This is a genomic window from Agromyces tropicus, assembly GCF_039531345.1.
GTDB lineage: Bacteria > Actinomycetota > Actinomycetes > Actinomycetales > Microbacteriaceae > Agromyces > Agromyces tropicus.
This window is the reverse complement of record NZ_BAAAPW010000002.1, coordinates 486,148-509,046: the sequence shown is the minus strand read 5'-3', so window position 1 is coordinate 509,046 and position 22,899 is coordinate 486,148. Positions and strand designations below refer to the sequence as shown.

General features: G+C 74.0%; 19 protein-coding genes. 9 read left to right on the top strand and 10 right to left on the bottom strand.

Annotated features, from left to right (window positions below; all coding sequences use genetic code 11):
* Positions 1–18: 18 nt before the first annotated feature.
* The 5 genes from ABD230_RS08160 to ABD230_RS08140 are packed head-to-tail and all read left to right on the top strand — an operon-like array spanning position 19 to position 6,515.
* A complete protein-coding gene (locus ABD230_RS08160; protein WP_344371573.1) occupies positions 19–2,031 on the top strand; it encodes a glycosyltransferase in 2,013 nt (670 codons plus the stop codon).
* Positions 2,028–3,203, top strand: coding sequence for a glycosyltransferase family 4 protein (locus ABD230_RS08155; protein ID WP_344371570.1), 1,176 nt, complete (start codon positions 2,028–2,030; stop codon positions 3,201–3,203). The genes ABD230_RS08160 and ABD230_RS08155 overlap by 4 nt, the downstream gene beginning before the upstream one ends.
* On the top strand, positions 3,200–4,330 hold the full coding sequence (locus ABD230_RS08150) for a glycosyltransferase family 4 protein (protein WP_344371568.1): 1,131 nt from the start codon (positions 3,200–3,202) through the stop codon (positions 4,328–4,330). The genes ABD230_RS08155 and ABD230_RS08150 overlap by 4 nt, the downstream gene beginning before the upstream one ends.
* Positions 4,327–5,385, top strand: a complete 1,059-nt coding sequence (locus tag ABD230_RS08145) for a glycosyltransferase family 4 protein (protein WP_344371565.1) — start codon at positions 4,327–4,329, stop codon at positions 5,383–5,385. The genes ABD230_RS08150 and ABD230_RS08145 overlap by 4 nt, the downstream gene beginning before the upstream one ends.
* Positions 5,382–6,515 carry a glycosyltransferase gene (locus ABD230_RS08140; RefSeq protein WP_344371563.1) on the top strand — a complete coding sequence of 378 codons (1,134 nt, stop codon included), beginning with the start codon at positions 5,382–5,384 and terminating at the stop codon, positions 6,513–6,515. Before ABD230_RS08145 ends, ABD230_RS08140 begins: the two co-directional genes overlap by 4 nt.
* A 105-nt stretch (positions 6,516–6,620) precedes the next feature.
* On the opposite strand, the gene ABD230_RS08135 is transcribed toward ABD230_RS08140, so the two are convergent.
* The 3 genes from ABD230_RS08135 to ABD230_RS08125 form a co-directional block, all read right to left on the bottom strand.
* On the bottom strand, positions 6,621–7,205 hold the full coding sequence (locus ABD230_RS08135; RefSeq protein ID WP_344371561.1) for a hypothetical protein: 585 nt from the start codon (positions 7,203–7,205) through the stop codon (positions 6,621–6,623).
* Positions 7,206–7,325: 120 nt separating this feature from the next.
* Positions 7,326–8,486, bottom strand: coding sequence for a glycosyltransferase family 4 protein (locus ABD230_RS08130; protein WP_344371558.1), 1,161 nt, complete (start codon positions 8,484–8,486; stop codon positions 7,326–7,328).
* Positions 8,487–8,577: 91 nt separating this feature from the next.
* Positions 8,578–9,165: a hypothetical protein gene (locus tag ABD230_RS08125; protein WP_344371556.1), complete on the bottom strand. Its 588-nt coding sequence runs from the start codon at positions 9,163–9,165 to the stop codon at positions 8,578–8,580.
* A gap of 344 nt (positions 9,166–9,509) precedes the next feature.
* On the opposite strand from ABD230_RS08125, the gene ABD230_RS08120 reads away from it, so the two are divergent.
* The gene (locus ABD230_RS08120; RefSeq protein ID WP_344371554.1) at positions 9,510–10,574 is read left to right on the top strand and encodes a glycosyltransferase; all 1,065 of its coding nucleotides are present in this window, start codon (positions 9,510–9,512) and stop codon (positions 10,572–10,574) included.
* A 17-nt stretch (positions 10,575–10,591) separates the two neighbouring features.
* Here the strand turns inward: ABD230_RS08120 and ABD230_RS08115 are convergent, their stop codons facing one another.
* From ABD230_RS08115 to ABD230_RS08105, 3 genes are read right to left on the bottom strand one after another with little or no spacing between them, the layout of a single operon-like run.
* Positions 10,592–11,497 (bottom strand): polysaccharide pyruvyl transferase family protein, encoded by a 906-nt coding sequence (locus ABD230_RS08115; RefSeq protein ID WP_344371551.1) that lies wholly within the window; start codon positions 11,495–11,497, stop codon positions 10,592–10,594.
* Complete coding sequence (locus ABD230_RS08110; protein ID WP_344371549.1) at positions 11,494–12,705, bottom strand: glycosyltransferase family 4 protein; 1,212 nt, start codon at positions 12,703–12,705, stop codon at positions 11,494–11,496. The genes ABD230_RS08115 and ABD230_RS08110 overlap by 4 nt, the downstream gene beginning before the upstream one ends.
* 3 nt (positions 12,706–12,708) lie before the next feature.
* Positions 12,709–14,262 (bottom strand): tyrosine-protein kinase domain-containing protein, encoded by a 1,554-nt coding sequence (locus tag ABD230_RS08105; RefSeq protein ID WP_344371545.1) that lies wholly within the window; start codon positions 14,260–14,262, stop codon positions 12,709–12,711.
* A gap of 69 nt (positions 14,263–14,331) precedes the next feature.
* Between ABD230_RS08105 and ABD230_RS08100 the strand changes: the two genes are divergently transcribed.
* Entirely contained in the window at positions 14,332–15,477 is a 1,146-nt protein-coding gene (locus tag ABD230_RS08100) for a hypothetical protein (RefSeq protein WP_344371541.1), read from the top strand.
* Between the two features lie 37 nt (positions 15,478–15,514).
* Here ABD230_RS08100 and ABD230_RS08095 read toward each other — a convergent pair whose 3' ends face one another.
* Positions 15,515–16,888 (bottom strand): O-antigen ligase family protein, encoded by a 1,374-nt coding sequence (locus ABD230_RS08095; protein WP_344371539.1) that lies wholly within the window; start codon positions 16,886–16,888, stop codon positions 15,515–15,517.
* 96 nt (positions 16,889–16,984) lie between these two features.
* Here ABD230_RS08095 and ABD230_RS08090 point away from each other — a divergent pair, with 96 nt between their 5' ends.
* Positions 16,985–18,013, top strand: a complete 1,029-nt coding sequence (locus tag ABD230_RS08090; RefSeq protein WP_344371537.1) for a glycosyltransferase family 2 protein — start codon at positions 16,985–16,987, stop codon at positions 18,011–18,013.
* Here the strand turns inward: ABD230_RS08090 and ABD230_RS08085 are convergent.
* On the bottom strand, positions 17,968–18,843 hold the full coding sequence (locus ABD230_RS08085) for a glycosyltransferase family protein (protein ID WP_344371534.1): 876 nt from the start codon (positions 18,841–18,843) through the stop codon (positions 17,968–17,970). The two genes, ABD230_RS08090 and ABD230_RS08085, sit on opposite strands and share 46 nt — an antisense overlap.
* On the bottom strand, positions 18,840–19,844 hold the full coding sequence (locus ABD230_RS08080; RefSeq protein WP_344371531.1) for a glycosyltransferase family 2 protein: 1,005 nt from the start codon (positions 19,842–19,844) through the stop codon (positions 18,840–18,842). Before ABD230_RS08080 ends, ABD230_RS08085 begins: the two co-directional genes overlap by 4 nt.
* A 97-nt stretch (positions 19,845–19,941) precedes the next feature.
* Here ABD230_RS08080 and ABD230_RS08075 point away from each other — a divergent pair, with 97 nt between their 5' ends.
* Positions 19,942–20,958 carry a beta-1,6-N-acetylglucosaminyltransferase gene (locus tag ABD230_RS08075; RefSeq protein WP_344371528.1) on the top strand — a complete coding sequence of 339 codons (1,017 nt, stop codon included), beginning with the start codon at positions 19,942–19,944 and terminating at the stop codon, positions 20,956–20,958.
* A gap of 64 nt (positions 20,959–21,022) precedes the next feature.
* On the opposite strand, the gene ABD230_RS08070 is transcribed toward ABD230_RS08075, so the two are convergent.
* A complete protein-coding gene (locus ABD230_RS08070) occupies positions 21,023–22,834 on the bottom strand; it encodes an ABC transporter ATP-binding protein (protein ID WP_344371526.1) in 1,812 nt (603 codons plus the stop codon).
* Positions 22,835–22,899: the final 65 nt, after the last annotated feature.

Below are 22,899 nucleotides of genomic sequence, written 5' to 3'. Positions count from 1 at the left end.
GAGTCTAGAGGGGGTGCCGTGCGCGTACTGAGGGTGTCGCACAGCGCCGTCGTGGATGAGTGGCGCGGACGTGAGCGCGCGCTGTCCGCGCTCGGCGTCGAGGTCGCACTGGCGTGCGCGCGCCGCTGGCATGCCGGGGGCGTCCCGGTGGCCCTGGAGGCCCGCCCCGACGAGCGCGTGCAGGGGGTCCGCACCCTCGGTCGCCATCCCGCGCTCTTCGTCTACGACCCGCTCCCGCTGTGGCGACTGCTCGGCGAGGACTGGGACGTCATCGACGTGCACGAGGAGCCCTTCTCCCTCGCGACCGCCGAGATCCTGCTGCTGCGCGCCCTGCGCCGGATGCGGCCCCCCGTTGTGCTCTACACCGCGCAGAACCTGCGCAAGCGCTACCCGTTCCCGTTCGGCTGGCTGGAGCGCCGGGCGCTGCGCACCGCCGCGGGGATCTCGGCGTGCAACACCGAGGCCGCGCGCATCGTCGAGGCCAAGGGCTTCGCCGGCCGGGCACGCGTGATCCCGCTCGGCGTGGACCTCGCCCGGTTCACGCCCGCCGAGGCCGAGCCGCCGACGACGGATGCCGCGGGCGCGGCCCCCACGGACGCCGCGCCCGCCGGCGGCGACGGCGCGCCGATCACCGTGGGCTTCATCGGCCGGCTCGTCCCGGAGAAGGGCGTGCTGCTGCTCCTCGACGCGCTCGCGCGCGAGCCGCGCCTGCGGCTCCGCATCGTGGGCAGCGGGCCGCTCGCCGACGACCTGCCGGCGCGTGCGTCGGCTGCAGGCGTCGCCGATCGCGTCGAGCTCGTCGGCGCCGTGGAGCCGTCCGGCATCCCCGACGTACTGCGGTCGTTCGACGTGCTCGCCGTCCCGTCCATGCCGACCGCGACCTGGACCGAGCAGTTCGGCCGCGTCGCCGTCGAGGCGATGGCGTGCGGCGTTCCCGTCGTGTCGAGCGATGCCGGCGCCCTGCCGGACGTCGTGGGCGGCGCGGGCCTCCTCGTCCCGACCGGCGACGCGGGCGCGCTGGCCGCGGCGCTCGTCGAGGCCGCCGGGCCGCGGGCGGAGTCGCTCCGCGCCGCCGGCGTCGTCCGCGCCGAGGAGTGCAGCTGGGGCGCGGTGGGCCGCGACTACCTCGACCTCTACCGATCGATCCTGCGCGAGGCATCCCCCGCGCCCGAGCCCGAGGCCGGCCTCGAGATCGTCGTCGTCGCCTACGGTGCGCCGGACCTGCTGCGCCGAGCGCTCGCGCCGGTGGCGTCGCTGCCGGTGACCGTCGTCGACAACTCGTCGATGCCCGAGATCGCCGCGATCTGCGAGGAACTCGGCGTGCGCTACCTCGACCCCGGCCGTAACGGCGGGTTCGCCGCCGGGGTGAACGCGGGGCTCGCCGACCGCATCGCGCCGGGCGCCGACGTGCTGCTGCTGAACCCCGACGCCGAGATCTCCGCCGACGACGTGGCGGCCCTGCACGAGGCGCTCCGCGCCCGCCCCGACCTGGCGAGCGTCGGACCCGCGCAGGTCGACGAGGACGGTCACGAGGCCCGCGTCGAGTGGTGGCTGCCCTCGCCGACCGGCACCTGGCTCGAGGCGGTCGGCCTCGCGCGCCTGCGGCGCGACCCCTCGTACGTGATCGGCTCGGTCATGCTGCTCCGCGCCGAGGCGCTCGAGCACGTCGGCGGGTTCGACGAGCGGTACTTCCTGTACGCCGAGGAGGCCGACTGGGCCTATCGCGCCCACCGGCTCGGGTGGCGCCACGGCGTCGTGCCCGAGGCTCGGGCCGTGCACACGGGCGCGGGCACGGGCGGTGACCCGCGACGGCGCGAGGCCCACTTCCACGCGTCGCAGGAGCGGTTCCTGCGCAAGCACTTCGGCTCGGTCGGCTGGCAGTCGGCTCGAGCCGGGCAGTGGGTGGGCGCCATGGCGCGGTCGCTGGTGCTCGGCGGCGAGCGCGGACGCGCGGCGCGTCGGCGGGCGGCGATCTACCGCCTCGGCCCGGTGCGGGTCGAGGCGCGGTTCCGAGGGGAGTCGTCGACGTGACGCGGATCGTGCAGGTGGTGCCGTTCATCGGACCGGGCACCGGCGTGGCCGGCGTGGCCTGGAACCTCGAGCAGCGCCTGCGGGCACTGGGTGCCGAGATGGACCGGTTCACGTTCGACGACGCCCGCCACGGGCGCTCCGTGCCGTGGCCGCGGAACGCGTTCCTCGCCCGGATCCGCGGCGGCTGGCGGATGATCTGGTTCAGCACGGTCGGCACGCGCCGCGCGAAGCGGTTCCTCGCCGAGCGCCCCGACGCCGTCTCGATCTGCCACAACAACGTCGTGGCGGGCGACGTGTACGTGAACCACGGCGTGCTGCTCGCCTCGATGCGCGCCCGGGGCCGCTCGCCCTGGCGCATCTACCGCAACCCCGTGCACCTGTTCATCTACGTGCGCGACCGCATCCGCTACCGCGGACACGCGCACCGCGTCGTCGTCTGCCTCTCCGAGCGGGACGCGGCGGACCTCCGCGCCACGTACGGCCCGATCGGCCCGCGCATCGAGGTGATCCCGAACGGCGTCGACCTGGAGCGCTTCCGCCCCCCGACGCCCGAGGAGCGCACTGCGGCGCGCGCGGAACTGAAGCTCGGCACGGAGGAGCGCGTCGCCGTCTTCGTCGGCCACGAGTTCTCGCGGAAGGGCCTCTCGTTCGCGATCCGCGGCCTCGTGCACGCGCCGAGCGTGCTGCTCATGATCATCGGCGGCAACGACGCGATCATCGCCGAGGCGTACGAGGAGGCCAAGCAGCACGGCGTCGGCGACCGGGTGCTCTTCCTCGGCCCCCGAGGCAACCTGACGGCGCACCTCGCGGCGTGCGACCTCTTCGTCTTCCCGAGCGCGTACGAGGCGAACGCGCTCGTCGTGCTCGAGGCCCTCGCGAGCGGCCTCCCCGTGGTCGCGACGCCCGTCGGCTACGCCCCCGAGATCATCGTCGACGGCGAGAACGGCTACCTCGTGGACCGCGATCCGCAGGCGGTGGGCGAGCGGATGGAGCAGATCGCGAGCCTCGACGACGCCGCGCTCGCCGCACTGCGCGAGCGGGCCCGTGCCTCGGTCGTGCCGCTCGGCTGGCCGACCATCGCACAGCGCTACCTCGACCTGCTCGAGGGCGTGCGCGCGGAGCGCGAGGCGTCGGGCGCCCCGGGTGCGTCGGCGGAGCGGTCCGGCGGATGACGCGGATCGTCCAGATCGCGCCGACGATCGAGCCCGGGAGCGGGGTCGCCGGGGTGGCGTACGCACTCGAGCAGGAGTTCCGGGCCGCCGGCGTGCCGGTCGAGCGCTTCACGGCCGCCGACGCGGGCCGGACGCTCGCCCGCCCGCACCGGACCACGCTCGGCCTGCACCTCCAGCGGGCCGGCAACGTCATCTGGTTCAGCACCGTCGGCACACGGCGCGCGAAGCGGTTCCTCGCCGAGCGGCCCGACGCCATCGCGTTCACCCACAACGACGTGATGACGGGCGACGTGTACGTCAATCACGGCCTCCTGCAGGCGGCGATGCGCGCCCGCGGCAACTACTGGTGGCGCATGGTCCGCAATCCCGTGCACCTCTTCACCGCGCTGCGCGACCGCATCCGCTATCGCGGCCGCACGCACCGCGCGGTGGTGGCCCTCACCGGCCGCGAGGCCGAGCTGCTGCGCGAGGTCTACGGCCGCGTGCGGCCGCCGGTCACGGTCATCCCCAACGGCGTCGACATCGAGCGCTTCAGCCCCGGCGACACCGCCGGGCGCGCGGCGGTGCGTCGTGGGCTCGGCATCGCCGACGACGCCACGGTCGCCGTCTTCATCGGCCACGAGTTCGAGCGGAAGGGCCTCCACCTCGCCATCGAGGCGCTCGGAGCGGTGCCCGGTGTCGTGCTCCTGGTCGTCGGCGGCACGGCCGACATGATCCGCCGTGCGACGGCGCAGGCGCGGCGGGCGGGCGTCGCCGAACGCGTCGTCTTCGCCGGGGAGCAGCCCGACCCGGTGCCGATGCTGCGCGCCTCGGACGTGCTCGTGCTGCCGAGCGCCTATGAGGCGAACGCGCTGGTCGTGCTGGAGGCGCTCGCGTGCGGGGTGCCCGTGGTCTCCACGCGCGTGGGCTTCGCCCCGGACCTCGTGGTCGACGGCGAGAACGGGTTCCTCGTCGAGCGCGATGCCGCGGCGATCGGCGCCCGGCTCGCCGAGCTCGACGCGCAGCCCCTCGACGCCTGGCGCGAGCGGGCCCGCCGATCGGCGGAGCAGCACTCGTGGCGCGAGGTGGCGTCGCGGTACCTCGAGCTGGCGCGCTCGCTCGAACGCGGGCGGACGGCTCCGGCGTGAGCGACCGCCTGCGGATCCTGCACGCCGTCCGGTCGGACGGTTTCTCGGGCGTCGAGCAGTTCGTGCTGCGGTTGGCCCGGACGCAGGCGGCCGACGGGCACGAGGTGCACGTCATCGGCGGCGATCCGCCGCGCATGCGGCCCGGGCTCGACGAGGCGGGCGTCGCGCACACACCGGCGGCGCGCACGATGGAGGTGCGTCGTGCGGTGCGGCGGCTCGCCGACGAGGTCGACGTCGTGAACACGCACATGACCGCGGCGGATGTCGCGACCGTCGCCGCACTCGCGACCCGTCGGCGCGCGCGCCGGCCCGCGGCGGTCGCGACCTGCCACTTCGCTCGGCCGCGCGGCCGGGTCGGCCCCGTGCCCATCGACGCCCTGGTCCGCGGTCGCATCGACGCGCAGGTCTCGATCAGCGCCGCCGTCGCGGCGGCCGTCGCCGGACCGAGCACGGTCGTGCACACGGGCATCGAGCCGCGGCCGGCGGGGGCACCGGGCTCGCGCGAGCGCACGGTGCTGATGGCCCAGCGCCTGCAGCCCGAGAAGCGCACCGACGTCGGGGTGCGCGGGTTCGCCGCATCCGGGCTCGCCGCGCAGGGCTGGACGCTCGACGTCGCGGGCATCGGCCCGGAGCGGGCGTCACTGGAGGAGCTCGCTGCCGAGCTCGGCATCGCGTCATCCGTGCGCTTCAGCGGCTATCGCACCGACCTGCCCGAACTGCTGGCCCGGTCCGGCCTGCTGCTCGCGCCGTGCCCCGTCGAGGGGCTCGGGCTGACGCTGCTGGAGGCGATGGCGACGGCGCTGCCGCCGGTGGCCGCCGACGCGGCCGGTCACGTCGAACTGCTCGACGGGCTCGACGCCCGCGCGCGCTTCGCCGCGAACGACGCGGATGCCGCGGGCGCCCGCCTGCGCGACCTCGCCGCCGACCCTGCGGGACGGGCTGCCCTGGGCGATGCGGCGCGCGAGCGGCAGCAGCGGCACTTCTCGCTCCGCGCACAGGCGGACGGCACCGAGGCGGTCTACCGCGAGGCGATCGCACGGAAGGGGCGGCGATGACCGATCTCGTGGTGCTCTCGCTCGAACGCTGGGACCGCGTCTGGCGGCGCAACCAGCACCTCGTGGCCGGCCTGCTGCGCGCCGACCCGTCGCTGCGCGTGCTGTTCGTCGAGCCGGCGGCGGACCCGACGCACGACCTCGCGTCGCGCCGCCGCCCCTCGCTCGGGCGCGGCGTGCAGGAGGTCGGGGACCCCGCGCCGGGCCGGCTCTGGACCGTCCGACCGACCAAGTGGCTCCCGCGGCGAGTCGACCGGCGCGCCGACCAGCGGCTCGCCACGGCGGTGGAGCGCGCCGCGGCCTCGCTCGGCATGCGGCATCCGCTGCTCTGGATCAACGACCCCGGAGCGGTCGGACTCGCGGAACGCACGGGCTGGCCGACGCTCTACGACGTCACCGACGACTGGCTCGCGGCCGACCGTCCGGAGGGGGAGCGAGCGCGCGCCGCGGCGAACGAGGCGAGGCTGCTCGAGCTCGCCGGCGAGGTCGTCGTGTGCTCACGTGAGCTGGGGCGTCGGAAGGGGGCCGACCGTCCCGTGACGCTGATCCCGAACGGCGTCGACGCCGCGGCCTACCGCGAGCCGGCCGACCGGCCTGCGGACCTGCCCGAGGGCCGCACGGCGCTGTACCTCGGCACCGCGCATCCCGACCGCGTCGACGTCGACCTGTGCGAGGCGACGGCGCGGGAGCTGGGGGAGGCAGACACGCTCGTGCTCGTCGGTCCGAACCTGCTCGGCACGGAGGCGACGCTGCGGCTGCGGGACGCGGGGGTGGAGCTGCTCGGCCCGCGCGCGAGCGACCACGTCGTCGGCTACCTGCAGCACGCCGACGTGCTCGTCGTGCCGCACGTGGTCACCCCGTTCACCGACAGCCTCGATCCGATCAAGCTCTACGAGTACCAGGCCGTCGGCCGACCGGTCGTCTCGACGCCCGTGGCCGGGTTCCGGGACGTGGACGACCCGCGCGTGACCATCGCGGATGCCGCCGCGTTCCCGGGCGTGGTCGCCGCGGCCCTCGCGGCGGCGCAGCCGTTCCCACACGGGGCGGACGGGCCGACGAGCGATTGGAGCGAGCGGGTCGCGGCGATGCGCGCGGTGCTCGACCGGCTCGACGGCGGCCGCGACACCGCCTGATCCGGTTCCACCCAGGGCGCCGGAGCCGTCACCCCATCGGCGGTACCGACCCACGACGGAAGGGTGCGCTGCCCAGCAGCGCACCCTCGAAACCGTGTCGCCGGCCTACTGGTAGAACGGCGGGTCGCAGCTCGGCGCGCCCGTCGGGAACGGCACGTTGCTCGAGCACGGCGGGAAGCTCGAGATCTGGATGTTCGGAATGAAGATCGGCGCGTGGTCGGTGTCGGCGCAGTCGTGACCCCACGGCACGGTCAGAGCGAGGGTGACCGCCGTGTTCGCGCTGTTGTCGGAGTTCGCGTAGACGATGACCTTCACGCACTCGGTCGGGGCGATCGGGGTGCAGTAGTCGGGGATGATCCCCACGACGTTGAACGGCAGACCCGACGACTCGATGCCGATCGTCGGCTTCAGCACGATGTCCTTGCTCGTGTTGTTGCAGATGAGCAGCGGGATCGCGTACGCCTTGCTGGTGTCGAGGCCCGGAAGCTGGGCGAACACGTCGGCGCACTTCTGGTTGACGCTGTTGCCGGGCAGCTTGCACGCGACGCCGACGGAGACGTCCGGCGGCGGGCCTGACGCCGCGTAGGCGGGCGCCGGGACGGCCAGCGCGACGGCCGGAACCGACCACGCCATGGCCTTGGCCACGGTGCGTCGCGAGACGCCGGGCTTCGGCTCTTCGAGATCACTCATGTGGATCCTCCTTCGCAGCCTGTGGATCGGGTCGATCTGCGGACAAGGCCGTTAAGCGCGCACGCTAGCGCGTTCGTGATGCTGACGCTAGGGGGCGAACACCCCCCGAATGGGCGGTGCTCAGAGTCCGGACAACACCGTTCGGAGGTTCGACCAGGCCCACGACCAGTCGTGCGCCAGCGCATGCGCACGCGATGCCACGGCACGGCGGAGACGCTCCTCGGGGTCGTCGGCCAAGCGCGCGAGCGCCGCCGCGAGCGCGTCCGGGTCGTCCGGCGGCACGAGGAGGCCGGCGTCCCCGACGACCTCGGGGAGACCGCCGATGCGGCTCGCGACGACGGGCACGCCGGACGCCATGCCCTCTCCGGCGGTCAGCGGACACGGGTCGGGCCAACGCGACGGCACCACGAACACGTCGAGGTCGCGGAGCAGCGCAGGCAGGGCTTCGCGGTCGACGAAGGGCTCGAACCGCACCCGCGCGCCGCTCTCGTCGGAGAGCCGGCGGAGCTCCTGCTCGTAACCGGACAGGGCGGCGTCGCGCGCGAACCCGTGACTGCCGACCACGAGGAACTCCACATCGTCTCGGGCGAGCTGCTTCGCGGCGCGGAGGAGCACGTCCGGACCCTTCTCCGGGATCACGCGCCCGACGAATGCGACGCGGAGGGGACGGGCGGGGTCGACCTGCCGTATGCCAGGGTCGCCGGCAGGGCGGAACCGCTCGACGTCGACGCCGTTGCCGACGACGTGGACCCGGCCGGCGAGGCTCGAGGGGAGCGAGTCCCGCAGCTGCGTCGCGAGCGAGTGGCTCACGCTGATGATGCCCGCGACGTCACCGAGGGTGCGTCGCACCTCGGCGCGGGTGTAGCTGCGGAGCACGTCGTTGTGCGCGTAGAGCAGCACCCGGTGAGGCGTGTCGCGCAGCAGTCGCGGAAGCACCGGCGAGTTGTGCGCGAGCACGAATGACGGAGGGAGGCTCCGCAGCACGTCGGCGGCTGACCCGTGGAAGCGGGCCGTCGCCGTCCGCGGGAGGCCGACGCGCCCACGGGCGACGTCGATGGCGCGGTCCCTCCGCGTCAGCCACGGACCGCGGTCGTACTCGATGGCCTCCGCGCTGTCGTAGCGCGGCCGCATGGTCGACCGATCCAGCAGCACCGCCTGGGGCACCGGGTCGGCGTCGCGCGCAGCGGCGCTCGCCAGCCCGTGCACGACCGTGGGAATTGCCGAGCCCGTCAGCGGGGAGAAGTGGTCGCCGGGCGTGATGGCGTGGATGACGGGCCTCACCCGGCTGTCTCCTTCGGCCTGAGACGGTCGGGGGAAACGGAAGAGGGTGCGCTGCCGCAGCAGCGCACCCTCGAATCCGTGACGCCGGACCTCAGCTCTGGTAGAACGGCGGGTCGCACGAAGGCGCACCCGTCGGGAACGGCACCTTGCTCGAGCACGGCGGGAAGTCGTCGATCTCGATTCCGGGAATGAAGATCGGCGCGTGGTCGGTGTCGGCGCAGTCGTGGCCCCACGGCACGGTCAGCGAGAGCGTGACCGCGGTGTTCGCACTGTTGTCCGAGTTCGCGTAGACGATGACCTTGACCGACTCGGTCGGCGCGATCGGCGTGCAGTAGTCGGGGAGGATGCCCACGACGTTGAACGGCAGCCCGGACGAGCTGATGCCGATCGTCGGCTTCAGGACGATGTCCTTCGACGTGTTGTTCGTGATCAGCAGCGGGATGGCGTAGGCCTTGCTGGTGTCGAGGCCGGGAAGCTGCGCGAAGATGTCGGCGCACTTCTGGTTGACGCTGTTGCCGGGCAGCTTACAGGCCGTGCCGACCAGCACCTCGGGGGGCGGGCCGGACGCGGCGTAGGCGGGAGCGGGAACGGCGAGGGCCACGGCGGGCACCGACCACGCCATGGCCTTGGCCACCGTGCGCCGCGAGACGCCGGGCTTCGGCTCTTCGAGGTCGCTCATATGGGGATCCTCCTGGACTTTCGCTGTGGTTGGGCGACCCTCCGCCGGAGCTGTCGGGTCATCGGGTTTGCGCACTGCGTGCGGTCTGCAGTACCTGCCGCACACTATCGGGTTTTCACAGGCAACTCTAGAGGTTGAGGCTTCCTCGCCCGAATCGGGATCACCCCACGTTCGGGTGACAGATCCGCAGGTCGCCGGATGATTCCGATACGCACGCATGTTCCCGCCGTCGTCTCACGGACGATCTCCGCGCTGGTGCGCGGAACCGGGTCCGTCGCTAGATTCGGAGCACCGGTCGGACGATCCGACGGCCGGTGGGCCACGCAGCCGGAGGGACCGCCCAGATGACGCCCCGTGACGCGCCCCGCCTCACGATCGCGACGATCGCGACCGACACCCCGATGGGCGCCCAGGCGTACCAGGAGCAGGTCGCGAGCCGCGCGGCATCCGCCCTCGCCGCCGTCGACCCACGGGCATGGCGCTACCGCCGCCTCGTGCTCCGATCGCTCCGCTCTCGGCTCGACGGCAACCGGCGACTGCCGCTCGGCCGCATCGCACGGGCCTCGGCCGCGCAGCGCCGCGCGATCGGCCGGCTCCTCTACGCCGGCGACGCGGTGGCGCACCGGATGGCCCTCGAGCTGCCGCCGGCGCCGACCGACGTCATCACGATCCACGACGTCGTCTCGTGGCGGTTCCCCGACGAATCCGCGCCGGTCCCCGCGGCGATCGAGGAGGCCCGACGCGCCGCCGCGGTCATCTGCGTCTCGGAGTTCAGCGCGCGCGAGGCCGTCGAGCTGCTCGGCATCCGCGACCCGCACGTCGTCCACAACGGCGTCGACACGAGATTCTTCGACGCCGCGCCGCTCGACGCGGCGACGCGACGCGCGCACCGACTCCCCGAGCGCTACGTGCTGCACGCCGGCGGCGCCACGCGCCGCAAGAACCTCGAGGGGCTCGCCGAGGCGTGGCCGGCCGTGCACCGGGAGCGCCCCGACCTGGAGCTCGTGCTCGCCGGGCCTCCACACCCGCGGCGGACGGCGTTGTTCGACGGGATGCCGGGCACGCGCCTGGTGGGCCGCCTGCCCGACGAGGTCATGCCCGGGCTCGTCGCCGGCGCCGAGGTCGTCGTCGTGCCGTCGCTGTACGAGGGCTTCGGGCTCCCCGCGCTCGAGGCGATGGCCGCGAACGTGCCCGTGGTCGCCGCCGCGACGAGCTCGCTCCCGGAGGTCGTCGGCGACGCCGGCATCCTCGTGGAGCCGGCCGGCGCGGCGATCGCCACCGGGCTGCTGGATGCCACAGCGGGCGCGAGCCTCGACGCGATGGTGGCGGCCGGGCGCGCCCGTGCAGGCGAGTTCACGTGGGAGCGCTGCGCCGAGGCCCACGCCCGGGTCTGGACGTCGTTGGCCTGACCGTGCGTCCGCCGGGCCTACGCTCGCCCGGCGAGCACGCCGAGCGCCCCGCCCGGGAAGCGCGGCAGTCCCGGCACGGCGTCGCCCAGTCGCGCGATCGAGTGCTCGAGGTCGTCGCACGCGCGCTCGACGGTCTCCCGTCGCGCAGTGGATGCCCCCTCGAGCATCCCCGCGAGTCCGCGGCGCTCGTCGAAGGGCGTGAACCGGCTCGTCCCCGGCGTGATCACCGACTCGTAGTCGTGGAACTTGAACGGCCCCCCGCTGAGCGGCGGCTCGAGCATGGTCCAGGTCGCGGGGATCCCGTAGGCGTCGGCCGTGACGAGGCCGTGGAGCGACGTCGTGACCACCGCGTCGGCCGCGGCGATCTCGCGCACGACCCGCGCTGCGGGCTGGTGCACGTTCACGACGTGCACGCGGAGGCCCGCGGCATCCGCCATCGACATGAACGGCACGTGCTGCCGGTGGTGCCCGTGGGGCACGAGGGCGACGTCCCAGCGCACCCGGGGCCGACGCGCCCGCCGCGCGACGAGGATGCCGGGATCGCCGAGGGCGACGTCGTCCGGCGCGCCGATGAGCTCGCGCGTGAGGTGCCCGCGCACCGCGAGCACCGTCGCGCGCGGAAGCGGATGCGGCCGGCCGTACATGAGCCCGCTGCCCCAGATCGCCCCGTCGAAGTCCTCGGGGAGGAACTCGAGGATGCTCCCGACGCCGGACAGGCGCGCGCGGCCGGCGACTCGGTGCACCGGCGCGACGCCGTACCCGGGCAGGAGCCACGGCGTGAGGTCGTCGCCGAAGTTGGGGTGGCCGTCCCACCACGTGGTCGGCACGACGAGGCCGCCGCGCCACATCTCGGGTCGCGTCGCGGCCGCGGCGAGCCGGCGCACCTGGCGGGCGCGACGGCGCAGCGGGTTCGTGTAGGTCATGCCGCCGCCTCCGTCCCGGCGCCGCCGACCCGGGCGGGGAGCACCGCGTCGTAGCGGTCGAGGTAGGCGCGCGCCACCCGGGCCCACGTGAACTCCGGCACGCGCTCGCGACCGGCCGCCACGAGGCGGGCGCGGAGTGCGCCGTCACGTGCGACGCGCTCGATCGCGCCCCGGAGCGCCTCGCTGTCGAGCGGGTCGACGAGGATCGCGTCCGCCCCGTCGCGCACGAACCCCGGCGCGCCGCCCCGGTTCGTCATGACGAGCGGCGCGCCGCTCCGCCAGGCCTCGAGCGCCACGATGCCGAACGCCTCCATGCGGCTCGGCACGACCACCGCGATCGCCCCCGCCATCGCGTCGGCGACGTCGGCGGGCTGCAGGCGTCCCGCGAACTCGACGCGATCGCCGAGCCCGCGATCGGCCGCCAGCGCCTCGAGGCGCTCGCGCTCGGGCCCGTCGCCGACGACCACCAGTCGCACGTCGGGATCCAGGTCGACGCCGTCCATCGCCGCGACGAGCAGGTCGAACCCCTTCACGCGACCGAGCCTCCCGACGGCGAGCAGGTAGCGGCCGCCGAACGGACTCCCGGCCGGATCGCCCACGAGTCCAAGCTCGACACCGTTCGGCACGACGTCACCACCCTCGAGTCCGTAGTCGGCGCGGAGCTCGTCGATGACGAACGCCGACGGTGCCGTCACGGCGGACGCCGCCGCGAGCGCCCGTCGCAGCGCGGTGCGCAGGACCGCCGAGCGCTGGAAGACGGCGTGGTCGTCGGCGACCGTCTCGCCGTGCGACGTCACGACGAGCGGCAGCCGGAAGCGGCGATGCATCGCGAGCGCGTACGCCCCGTTCGGGCCGAAGCAGTGCACGTGGAGCAGCTCGGGACGGAAGGACGCGCGGGCAGCCGTCCAGTGCCGCCATGCGCCCGGGAGGGCGCGCAGGAATCGCCCGATGCCCCCCACCGAGCCCGAGGGCAGTGGCGTCGGCAGGTAGCGCACCGTGACGCCCTCGACGTCGCGGACGACCGGGCCGGTCCCGCGATCGACGGACCAGACCTCGACGGCGCACCCCGCCTCCTGCAGCTCGCGCGCGACCTGCCGGACGTGCTCCTCGACGCCGCCGACGTGGGGCGCGTACGACGAGCTCACGAGTGCGATGCGACGACGATCGGATGCCGCGACGGCTGGGCCGTTCCGCTCGGGTCCGGCCACGCGTCAGCCGTGTGCGCCGTGCTCGTCCGACGACGGCTCGGTGACCAGGTCGCCCTCGTCGTCCTTCGGCGCCGCCTTGCCGCGACCGCGCGGCTTCCTCGGCTTCTTCTTCTTCTTCGACCCGGCGTCCGAGCCCTCCGCGGTGTCGCCCACGGCCGCGGCGTCGGCCGAGGAGGTGTAGTCGCGTCGGTACTCGTACGAGTACGTCGCGGCATCCGCCCCTCGGATCGGCGCCTTGTTCAGCACGATGCCGAGCGCACGGCCGCGCGCCTTGCGGAGCGTGTCGAGCGCCTTGTCGAGCAGGTCGTAGGTCGTCTTGCCGAGCGTGACGACGACGAGTGCGCCGTCTGCCTGGTGCGCGAGCACCGCACCGTCGGTGACGGGCAGCAGCGGCGGTGCGTCGATGATCACCGTGGCGTGCTTGGTCAGGTCGGCCACGAGGGTGTGCATGCGCTCGGAGCCGAGCACCTCGCTCGGGTTCGGCGGCACGCTGCCGGCGGCGAGCACGAGCAGGTTGTTGGACTTCGGCGTGCGCTGCAGCACCTCCGAGAGCGCCGCGCGCCCCGCGAGGACATCGCTGAGGCCGGCGCCGCCCGGCAGGCCCATCGTCTTCGCGACCATCGAACGCCGCAGGTCGCCGTCGACGAGCACGACCGTCGTGCCGGCCGCGGCGAGCGTGAGCGCGAGGTTGCACGCGATGGTGGACTTGCCGTCCCCCGGAAGCGGGCTCGTGACGACGATCGTCTTCGGCGGGTGGTCGACGTCCATGAACTGCAGGTTGGTCCGGAGCGAGCGGAGCGCCTCCGAGACCGCGAAGGTACCCGAGCGACCGGTGCGGTTCGCGGCGGACGTGTCGACCAGCCGCTCGCCCGCATCGAAGCCAGCGACCCACGGGATGGTGCCGACGACGGCGACGCCGGTCTTCGACTCCGTGTCCTCCGCGTTGCGGATGCGGCGGTCGGCCGCCGTCCGGATCATCGCGAAGGCGACGCCGAAGCCGAGGCCGAGCACGCCGCCGACGATGAGCGCGGTCTGCACGTCGGGGAACGCCGGGCTCGTGGGCAGCGAGGCGGACTCGCGCGTGACGACCTGCACGGGCGCGGCGCCGGTCGGGCTGCTCTCGACCTCGACCTCGTCGACCACGTCGCCGAGCGAGTTGAGCCAGGCCTCGGCGAGCTGGCGCGCCCCCTCGGCGGTCGGGGCCTGGGCGGCGACGCTCAGGATCACCGTCCCGGTCGGGTTGGTCACCTCGACGCGCTGGATCAGCGCCTCGGGCGTCGTCTGCAGGTCGAGCTCGTCGATGACGCCCTGCGCGACGTCGGTCCAGCCGGCCATGACCAGGTACGACGGCACGCGCGAGCGGGCGACGCTGTCACCGAGCGACACATTCGCGACGTCGCCCTCGCCGGTGGACTGGACGATGCCGCTCGCGCTCGCCACGTAGACGGGCGTCTGGAGCACGGTCCAGCCGTAGCCGGCGCCCACGCCGACCAACGTGAGGAGCAGGATGGCGAACCAGTGCCGGCGCAGCCCGCGGAGGTAGTCGCGCAGTTCCATGGACACCTCCGGGTCGTGCCATCGTCCCCTCCGCCGTGCGGTGGACCATGAGCGAGTAGGGTCCATGGTATGTCAACCGCTTTCGACGTGCGCGTCCTCGACTCCGTGGTCCGCGTGGACTTCGACGCCTCCGTGCCCGACGACGTCCGCGACCGGATCCGCGGTCACTGGGTCGATCTCGTCGAGGACGGAGCGGAACCGACGGTCACGCTGACCGCCAACCTGGGCAACGGCAGGCTCTCGACCGACCCGCAGCATCGCATCGTCTCGGCGACCTCGCCGGAGCAGCTCGCCGCCCGGGTCGTCTCCGAGGCGACGCTGGTCGGCATCGCAGGGCTGAGCGGTTCGGCCCTCATGCTGCACGCGGGCGCGGTCGCGCTCGACGACGGCCGCGTCATCGCGCTCGTCGGCCCGTCCGGTCGCGGCAAGACGACGGCCTCCATCGCGCTCGGCCGCCGCTTCGGCTACGTGACCGACGAGACGCTCGCCGTGTACCCGGGCGGCGAGGTCGTGCCGTACCGCAAGCCGTTGTCGGTCGGTACGGACCCCGACTCCAAGACACAGCTGCCGGCCTCCGCGGAGGGCCTGCGCGGCCTGCCCGACGCCCCGCTCGTGCTCGACGCGATCGTCGTGCTCGACCGTCGCGAGGGCGTCGCCGAGCCGTACGTCGAGACCGTGCCGGTGCTCGAGGCACTCGAGGCCCTGGTGCCGCAGACGAGCTTCCTCTCGACGATGCGCAAGCCGATGCGGACGCTGGTCTCGACCATCCTCTCCACCGGAGGCGTCCGCCGCGTGGTGTACTCCGAGTCGGAGACCCTCGGCGACCTCGTCGACGAGATCCTCGCGGCCGCCACCGACGAGTCGCCCCACCTGGTCGACGTCGGCGTGTCGACGAGCGACTGCGACTGCGGCGCCAAGCTCGGTGAGGAGCCGGTCGTCGTCGAGGCGGCCCCCGGCACCCTGTACCGGCGCGGCGAGTACCGCGACGCGTTGAGCGTCGACGACGCGCTCGTCGTGTTCCGGCAGAACCGCGTCACCGTGCTCGACGGGCTCGGGCCGGTCCTCTGGTTCGCCGCCGCCGACACGACCGCGTCCCAGATCACCGATGCCGCGCTGCGCGAGATGCCGGCGCCGCCCCCGGACGTCGACCCGGCGGCGATCGTCGACGCGACGCTCGACGAGCTCGTGACGGCCGACGTGCTCGTCCGGGCCTAGCGGCTCCCGGTCGGCGGCCCCCGCTCGGCGGCTCCGGTCAGCGGACGCCTCGCGACGCCGGCCCGACCAGGGCCCGCCCCGGCGGACCCAGCGCCTCCGCGTCCGCTCGGCGTTCCTCGCGGGCCATCGCGCCGAGGCAGACGCCGGCGATCACGAACGGGATCGAGACCTGCGCCGCGACCCAGAACAGGTCGAACTGCGCCTGCACGAGCCGGGAGAACACGACGGCGACGGCGAGCGTGCCGAACCGCGGATCGATGTGCCAGAGCACGAGCAGGACGCCGATCCACATGACGACGAACGCCGCGAGCCCGACCACCCCGGCGCTCGCGAGCACCTCGAGCTCGCCCTGGGGAGGCTGGTAGGGCAGGTTGCCCGGCTGGTACCAGTACCGAAGGCCGTGGCCGAAGATGGGCGCCTCCCGCCAGAAGCGGTAGACCTCGCGGAACCAGTCGAGGCGCTGGAAGACCGAGTTGTGCTGGTTCTGCGACTGGACCTGCTCGACCACCATCGAGATGATCAGCCACGCGGCCGGGATGAGCAGCAGCAGGATCAGGATCCGCGACCGGCGCGAGGTGCTGCGCCGGATCACCGCCACCATCACCGCAGCCATGAGGCCGATGAGCGCCTGGCGCGACTGCGACGCGACGGTGCCGGCGACGAGCATCCAGAACGCGAGCCGCGACCAGCCCTTCGTCCATCCCACCCAGTCCGGGTTGAGGTAGGCGATGATCGCCGCGAACGCGAAGACCGTGCCGACGAAGTTCTTGTGCATCGAGATCGGCCACGACGGCGCCGCCGGACCGAAGTTGCCGACCGCGTACTGGCTCACGGCCTGCACGAGCGTGATGAAGGCGAGCACGCAGGCGGTGAAGACGATGAGCGACAGTGCCAGCCGGCCGTAGCCGGCGGCACCCAGCGCCCAGCCGACGATGAGTGCACCCGACACGAGCAGCCAGGCGTGGAACCACTCGAACGTGTTCGCCAGGTACGGATTCGCGATGACCGTGATCAGGGTTGCGAACTGGTAGACGAGGCTGAGCATCAGCAGGCGGCGGAGCGGCGGGCTGTAGGGTCGCTGCCCGAGCAGCAGCGCGGTGCCGAACGCCGCGGCGAGCGCCGCGTCCGAGACGGAGAGGTCGCCGCCGCCGATCCCGATGCGCTGCGGGATCAGCAGGCCGGGAACGGCGAAGAGCGCGATCGCCAGGGGCTTCGACCCGGTCAGCGAGGCGGCGACGATGAATGCCGCGAGGACGACGGCCATGACGGCACCGCCGCTCGCACCCCGGTCGAGCAGGAGGTAGATCACCGCGACGGCGCCGAAGGCCATCAGCACCCAGCGCCAGACGCCGGACCACCACTCGACGATGCGGAGGTGCCGGATCGCCCGGCGCTCCTTCGTCGAACTCATGGCCCCGGTCCTTCAGTGAGATTCGCTCCAGTATCGCAGGTGGTCGTCGCGGCGCGACCCGCCGCGACGATGCGACCCGCCGCTACGATGACACGCGTGTCAGAGGATCGCGGGCCGGGCGACGGCCGAACCACGTTCGCGCTCGTGATCCCGACCCATCGGCGGCCCGATCTCGTGACGCAGGCGGTCGAGAGCGCGCTCCGCCAGACTCGACCGTTCGACCAGGTCATCGTGGTGCCCGACGGGGTGGACGACCCGGCCATCGGAGTGCTGGACGCGCGCCCGATCGAGGTCGCCCCGATCGAGAAGGCCGGCGTCGCCGCCGCGCGGAACGCCGGCCTCGCGCGTGCGAGCACCGACTGGGTCTGCTTCCTCGACGACGACGACCTCCTCGATCCCGGGTACCTCGCACGCATCGAGGCCGAGGCGGCCACAGGCGCGCTCGCGATGAACACGGGGTACTGGAGCTTCGCCGCGGAGGCGGGGCCGGGCGACGAGTTCTCGGCCAGCACGCTCGACGAGTGCCTCGCCGCGGCCCGCACGGCCGAGCCCCGGAAGGACCTGTCGTACCTGCAGATCGAGGGCCGCAGCTTCGACCTGCTGCTCGAGCGGATGCGCGGCTCGATGAGCACGACGGCGGTGCGTCGTGACGTCATCGTGCGCGCGGGCGCCTTCCCGCACGGCTTCGTGACCGCGCAGGACTGGGTGATGTACGTCAACGTCGCACGCCTCGCCGAGTGGCGCTCGCTGCCCGACCGCCTCGCCTACTTCCGCGACGACGCGCGGTCGATCACGCGGACGGGGTCGCCGCTCAAGGGCCTCACCGCACTCCGCGCCATCCGCTCCTTCTGGCAGCCCACCGACCTGCCCACGCCCCCGCACCGACCGCTCGAGGCGTACTCGCCGTACTACCGCCACGTGCTCGAGTGGGCGCTGCGCGCGTGCCGGAGGGCGCGCGACCTGCGCGCGTACCGCGAGGCGCTCGCACTCGCGCGCGACATCCTCCCCCGGCGGCGCGACCGCGCGGTCGCGATGCTGCCCCGGTGGATGCGGCGCCTCGGCCGGCGCCTGCGCCCGGCTCAGGGCTGGGCGCCCTCGAGCCGTGGCACGCGAACGGGGCGGTAGCGATCCCACCACTTCCGGCTGACGGGCGCGCCGGCCGCCGTCAGCCACGGGTGCCGTGCGCGCCACCGCCAGCGTGCGAGGTCCCGGTCCCAGTCGCGGTTCGCGGCGTAGCCCGAGACGTCGCGCTTCTCGCGCATCTGGTCCTCGGTGCGGACCCAGCTCAGGTGCAGGACCGCCTGCTCGGTCGGCACGACGGCGTCGACCGTCGTGTCGCGCGGGTGAGCCGGGTCGGTGTTGCGCGGCGCGACGTCGACCCGGCGGTGCGGGACGCCGCGCGCCTGCCGCGCCACGGTCAGCGTCGTCCCGGCGCGCACCGCGATCGGGCCCGGGTAGGCGGCCTGCGTGGTCCAGAAGCGGCCGCACTGCTCGAGGAACCGGCCGTCGCCCGTCATCGCGTAGAGGTTGCGGAGGGGGAAGGCGACCGCGTCGGCCCCGTCGGCGTCGGCGATCGTCAGCTGCTCGAGGAACGCCTCGGGCGCGGGGAGCACCTCGTCGGTGTCGAGCTGCAGGACCCAGTCGGCACCCCGGGACGCCGCGTCGAGGGCGGCCTGGCGCTGCGCGGTCTCGGTGGCCATCAGGGAGCGCTCGCCGGCGACATGGTCGCCCGGGAGCAGCTCGACCGTACCCTCCGGTGCGGCGGCGGCGATGCGGCGGAGCGACTCGTCGACCGAGAGCGGATGCCCCGACCACGAGCGGTGGGAGCGGTCGTACGAGACCACGATGCGGTCGACGAGTGCGGCGTACGAGCCGATGCTCGCCTCGATCCACGCGGGGTCGCCCGCGAGCACGTAGGCGTTGAGCCGGATCGCCGGCCGCTCGGGTGCCGTCATGCGTCGCCCTCCTCGTCGGTCCCGCGCCGGACCTGCCGGACGCCGTCGGCCTCCGCGGCGACGTCTGCGCGGAGCGCCGCACGCAGCTCCCGCCCGAGCGCGTCCTCGCGGCGCGGGGGGAGCGGATGCCACTTCGCCTGCCGCGCCGCGGCGCCGGCGCCCCAGGCGACGCCGACGACGGTCACGCCGAGGCGCTTCGCCTTCGCAGCGAGCCCGTGCGAACGGCCGACCGCGGCGAACTGGCCGCCCACCCACCTCCGCAACTGCGCCGAGCCGAGGCCGCCGTCGCGGGCGAGCAGCACCATGTGGTTCCGCCGGCCGTAGAGCTTGTAGCGGGTGTCGAACCGTGCGCCGCGCACGTGGGGCGCGGGCAGGTGGTCGACCGCGGCGTCGGGGGCGAACACGGCGCGGCCGCCGAGCGCCCGCACCCGCAGGAAGACATCGGTGTCCTCGCGCAGCGCCGTGCCGGGGTAGTCGTCGCGGAAGCCGCCGAGCTCGGCGAGCACCGAGCGCCGGAACGACATGTTCGCGCCGATGCCGTGGTCGATGTCGACGAGCCCGTCCTGCAGCGAGGCGAAGCCGTCGGTGAGCCGGCCGTCGGGGAGCACCCGGCCGACGGGCGGCTCGTACCGCTCCTCGCCGGGCAGCCCGTTGCACGTCCGCCCGGCGACCGCCGCCACGGTCGGGTCGGCGAACGCGGCGAGGAGCGCCGCCTCCCAGCCCGGTCGCAGCACGACGTCGTCGTCGAGGAACGTCACGATGTCGCCGCGCACGTGCCGGAGGGCCTCGTTGCGCGACCGGGTCATCCACCCCGCGAGGTGCGGAGCGTGGACGAACACCGCATCCGAGCGGATCGACCGGACGAGGTCGCCGCGGTCCTCCGCGGAGGCGTCCACCACCACGACCTGCGCCGAGGGGTCGAGGCCGGCGTCGAGCGACCGCAGGCAGCGCTCGAGGAAGGCCGGACGCTCGTAGGTGACGATGCACACGCTGAGCTTCATGCTCCCCCGTCCCGACTCGGTGGACGCGCCGATTCTATCCACGGCCGCGACCGCCCTGCCGCGCCGGTCGGCCCCGGAGGGCCCCTAGGCTGGCCGCATGACGACGAACCCGGACGCCCGGCGTGACGCCGGAGACCCGGTCCGGGCGGCCTACGTCGTCCTCACGCACGACGACTGGAACCAGGCCGCGCGCCTCGTCCGCGCCATCCGCTCGTCGAGCCCCGACGCGTACGTGCTCGTCGCCCACGACGCGCGGACCACGCCGTTCCCCTCCGCCACGACCGACCCCCACGTCGAGGTGCTGGCGCACGGGCTCGCCACCGACTGGGGGTCGTGGGAGCTCGTCGAGGCGACCCTCCTCGCCTTCGAGCACGTCCGCGACCGCGTCGACCCCGACCTCGTCTGCCTGGTCTCGGGCCGCGACTACCCGGTGCGGCGGCTCGACGAGTGGGAGGCCGAGGCGGTCGCCGCCGGCGGCTGGATCGGCGAGGCCCGCGAGCTGCACTACACCCCGCACTGGGGACGCCGCCGGGGCGAGGGCGACGACCAGCTCACCCGATACACCTACCGCTGGTTCCGTTCGCCCGCCGCACGACTCGGCCTCCGGCCCGGCGCCGGAGCGGCGAACCGGCTCTGGCGACGCATCCGCGGTGCGGTGGCGCTCCGGGCCGAGCCACTGCTCGGGGTGCGCGTCGTGACGCGCGGGCGCGGCCTGCACTACGGGGTGCGCCGGCTGCGCACGCCGTTCTCGGACGAGCGCCCGTGCTTCGGCGGGAGCCAGTGGATCGCGCTCGGGCGCCCGGAGCTCGACCGGCTGCTCGACGAGGACCTCGCCGCCGGGTCGCCACTGCGGCGGCTCTACCGGCGGTCGGTGATCCCCGACGAGTCGGCGCTCGTGACGGCGCTGTCGTGGAACGCCCCGCCGAACGGCATGCCGCCGGTCACCCAGGTGCAGTGGGACGTCGCCGAGGATCGGCCGACGACCCGTACGCTCGCCGACCTGGAGGCGCTGCGCGCGTCGGGCTCGCCGTTCTGCCGCAAGGTCGATCCCCGCGAGAGCGCGGAGCTGATGGACGCCCTCGACCGGGTCACCCGGGCGGCGCCGGCAGTCTGAGCCCGGCCGCTCCGGCCGACACCGCCACGACCGGTGTCGCCCCGTCGACCGGCGTCGCCTGGTGTCAGTCGAGCTCGCCGAGCTCGACGAGCCGCGCGAAGTCGGCGTTCTGCGCCCGGACCTCGTCGAACGTGCCCTCGGACTCGATGCGGCCCTCGGCGAGGAAGACGAGCGTGTCCGCGTGCCGGACCGTCGAGAGCCGGTGGGCGACGATGAGGATCGTGAGGCTGCCCTGGAGCCGCGCGAGCGTCGCCGCGATCTCGTGCTCGGTGAGGTTGTCGAGCGCCGAGGTCGCCTCGTCGAGCACGAGCACGCTCGGGCGACGGTACAGGGCCCGGGCGAGCCCGATGCGCTGCCGCTGGCCGCCCGACAGCCGCACGCCCCGCTCGCCCACCATCGTGTCGAGGCCCTGCGGGAGGTCGGCCACGAGCGCGTCGAGCTGCGCCATCGCGATCACCTCGGCGATGCGCTCGGGGTCGACTTCGTCGGCCGGGACGCCGAACGCGATGTTCGCCGTCAGGGTGTCGTTCAGCAGGAAGACGTCCTGCGGCACCACCCCGAGCTCGGCGTACCAGGACGCGAGGTCGTCGCGGATGGACCGGCCGCCGACCTCCACCACGCCCTCGGTCGGCTTCAGCAGGCCGAGCACGAGGTCGAGCAGGGTGCTCTTGCCGGCCCCGCTCGAGCCCACGAAGGCGGTCGTCGCGTTGTGCCGGATCCGCAGCGAGATCTCGCGCAGCACGAACTCCTCGGCGTCGGCGTACCGGAACCCGAGGTCGCGGAGCTGGATGTCGCCCTCGTAGCGCTCGCGGCTGTGCGGCTGCTCGTCGTGGCGTCCGCCCGCGTCGAGCTCGGCGACGGCACGCGAGACGATGTCGAGCCCGGCCCGGCCGGTGCGGATCGTGGCGAAGCTGCCCGAGATGCGGTTCAGTGTCGGGAGGGCGCGGAGCGACGCGGCGGCGAAGACGCCGAGCACCGTGATCGCCTCGGCGGGGGTCGACGTCGTGAACAGGATCGCCGAGATGCCGAGGATCGCGAAGACGAACCCGATCTCGAGCAGGTAGCGGGGTGCGTCGGAGAGGATCCCCATCTCCCGCGAGGCGCGGGCCCGGCGGAGCCGCGAGTCGCGGAAACCGTCGATGAACGCGTTCGAGCTGCCCGTGAGCCGCGCCTCGCGGAAGCCGTCGAGGCCGGGCAGCAGGAACTGCCAGGACGCGAGCCCCGCGGCCGCGATCTCCTCGCCGATGCGGTACTGGCGGCGGCGGAGGCTCATCTGCACGCCGAACACGAGCAGCGCGAAGAGCGCGACGGCGAAGAGCGTCACCGCCGGCGACGCGATCGCGAGCACGATCGTGATCGCGACGAGCACCAGGGCGTCGGTCGCGATGCTGACGAGCCCGAGCAGCACGCTCGCCGACTGGTTCGTGGCGTCGTTGATGTTGCGGTAGATCTCGCTCATGCGGCGAGCGCGGTGCTCGGCGTACGGGGCGAGCGCGTAGCGTCGCGCGAGCTCCGCCGACGAGAGCGCGGAGATCTTGGTCGTGCGGCCGAGCAGCCACCATCGGAAGAGGATCGCGCCGAGGCTCTTCACGATGAACACCCCGGCGACGAACATCGCGACGATCGGGATGAGCGTCGACCGGTCGGTCGTGCCGAGGACGTCGGAGATCCAGCCGAGCGTGCCGGTGTCGAGGTCGCCGCCGGTGGCGAGCTGGGTGAGCGGCACCATGGCCGCGACGCCGAGCGTGTCGAGCGCGGCGAGGACCACCGATGCCGCCACGGTGCCCGCGAGCCAGCGCTTGGGGTCGACGTCGGCCATGTGCAGCATCAGGCGCAGCTGGGCGATCAGGCCGCCTCCGACCCGGGCTCGTGCCATCCTTCGCCTCCACGGCCTCCGCCCGGGGCTCCCGGTCGGGCGGGCCTCCCGGAATCATAGCCGCG

Excerpts from the sequence above, each read along its gene's own strand:
- ABD230_RS08070 (WP_344371526.1), bottom strand. The coding sequence starts at position 22,834 with ATGGCACGAGCCCGGGTCGGAGGCGGCCTGATCGCCCAGCTGCGCCTG.
- ABD230_RS08115 (WP_344371551.1), bottom strand. The coding sequence starts at position 11,497 with ATGACCTACACGAACCCGCTGCGCCGTCGCGCCCGCCAGGTGCGCCGG.
- ABD230_RS08125 (WP_344371556.1), bottom strand. The coding sequence starts at position 9,165 with ATGAGCGACCTCGAAGAGCCGAAGCCCGGCGTCTCGCGGCGCACGGTG.
- ABD230_RS08100 (WP_344371541.1), top strand. The coding sequence starts at position 14,332 with ATGTCAACCGCTTTCGACGTGCGCGTCCTCGACTCCGTGGTCCGCGTG.
- ABD230_RS08120 (WP_344371554.1), top strand. The coding sequence starts at position 9,510 with ATGACGCCCCGTGACGCGCCCCGCCTCACGATCGCGACGATCGCGACC.
- ABD230_RS08080 (WP_344371531.1), bottom strand. The coding sequence starts at position 19,844 with ATGAAGCTCAGCGTGTGCATCGTCACCTACGAGCGTCCGGCCTTCCTC.
- ABD230_RS08105 (WP_344371545.1), bottom strand. The coding sequence starts at position 14,262 with ATGGAACTGCGCGACTACCTCCGCGGGCTGCGCCGGCACTGGTTCGCC.
- ABD230_RS08140 (WP_344371563.1), top strand. The coding sequence starts at position 5,382 with ATGACCGATCTCGTGGTGCTCTCGCTCGAACGCTGGGACCGCGTCTGG.
- ABD230_RS08150 (WP_344371568.1), top strand. The coding sequence starts at position 3,200 with ATGACGCGGATCGTCCAGATCGCGCCGACGATCGAGCCCGGGAGCGGG.
- ABD230_RS08075 (WP_344371528.1), top strand. The coding sequence starts at position 19,942 with ATGACGACGAACCCGGACGCCCGGCGTGACGCCGGAGACCCGGTCCGG.
- ABD230_RS08095 (WP_344371539.1), bottom strand. The coding sequence starts at position 16,888 with ATGAGTTCGACGAAGGAGCGCCGGGCGATCCGGCACCTCCGCATCGTC.
- ABD230_RS08135 (WP_344371561.1), bottom strand. The coding sequence starts at position 7,205 with ATGAGTGATCTCGAAGAGCCGAAGCCCGGCGTCTCGCGACGCACCGTG.
- ABD230_RS08085 (WP_344371534.1), bottom strand. The coding sequence starts at position 18,843 with ATGACGGCACCCGAGCGGCCGGCGATCCGGCTCAACGCCTACGTGCTC.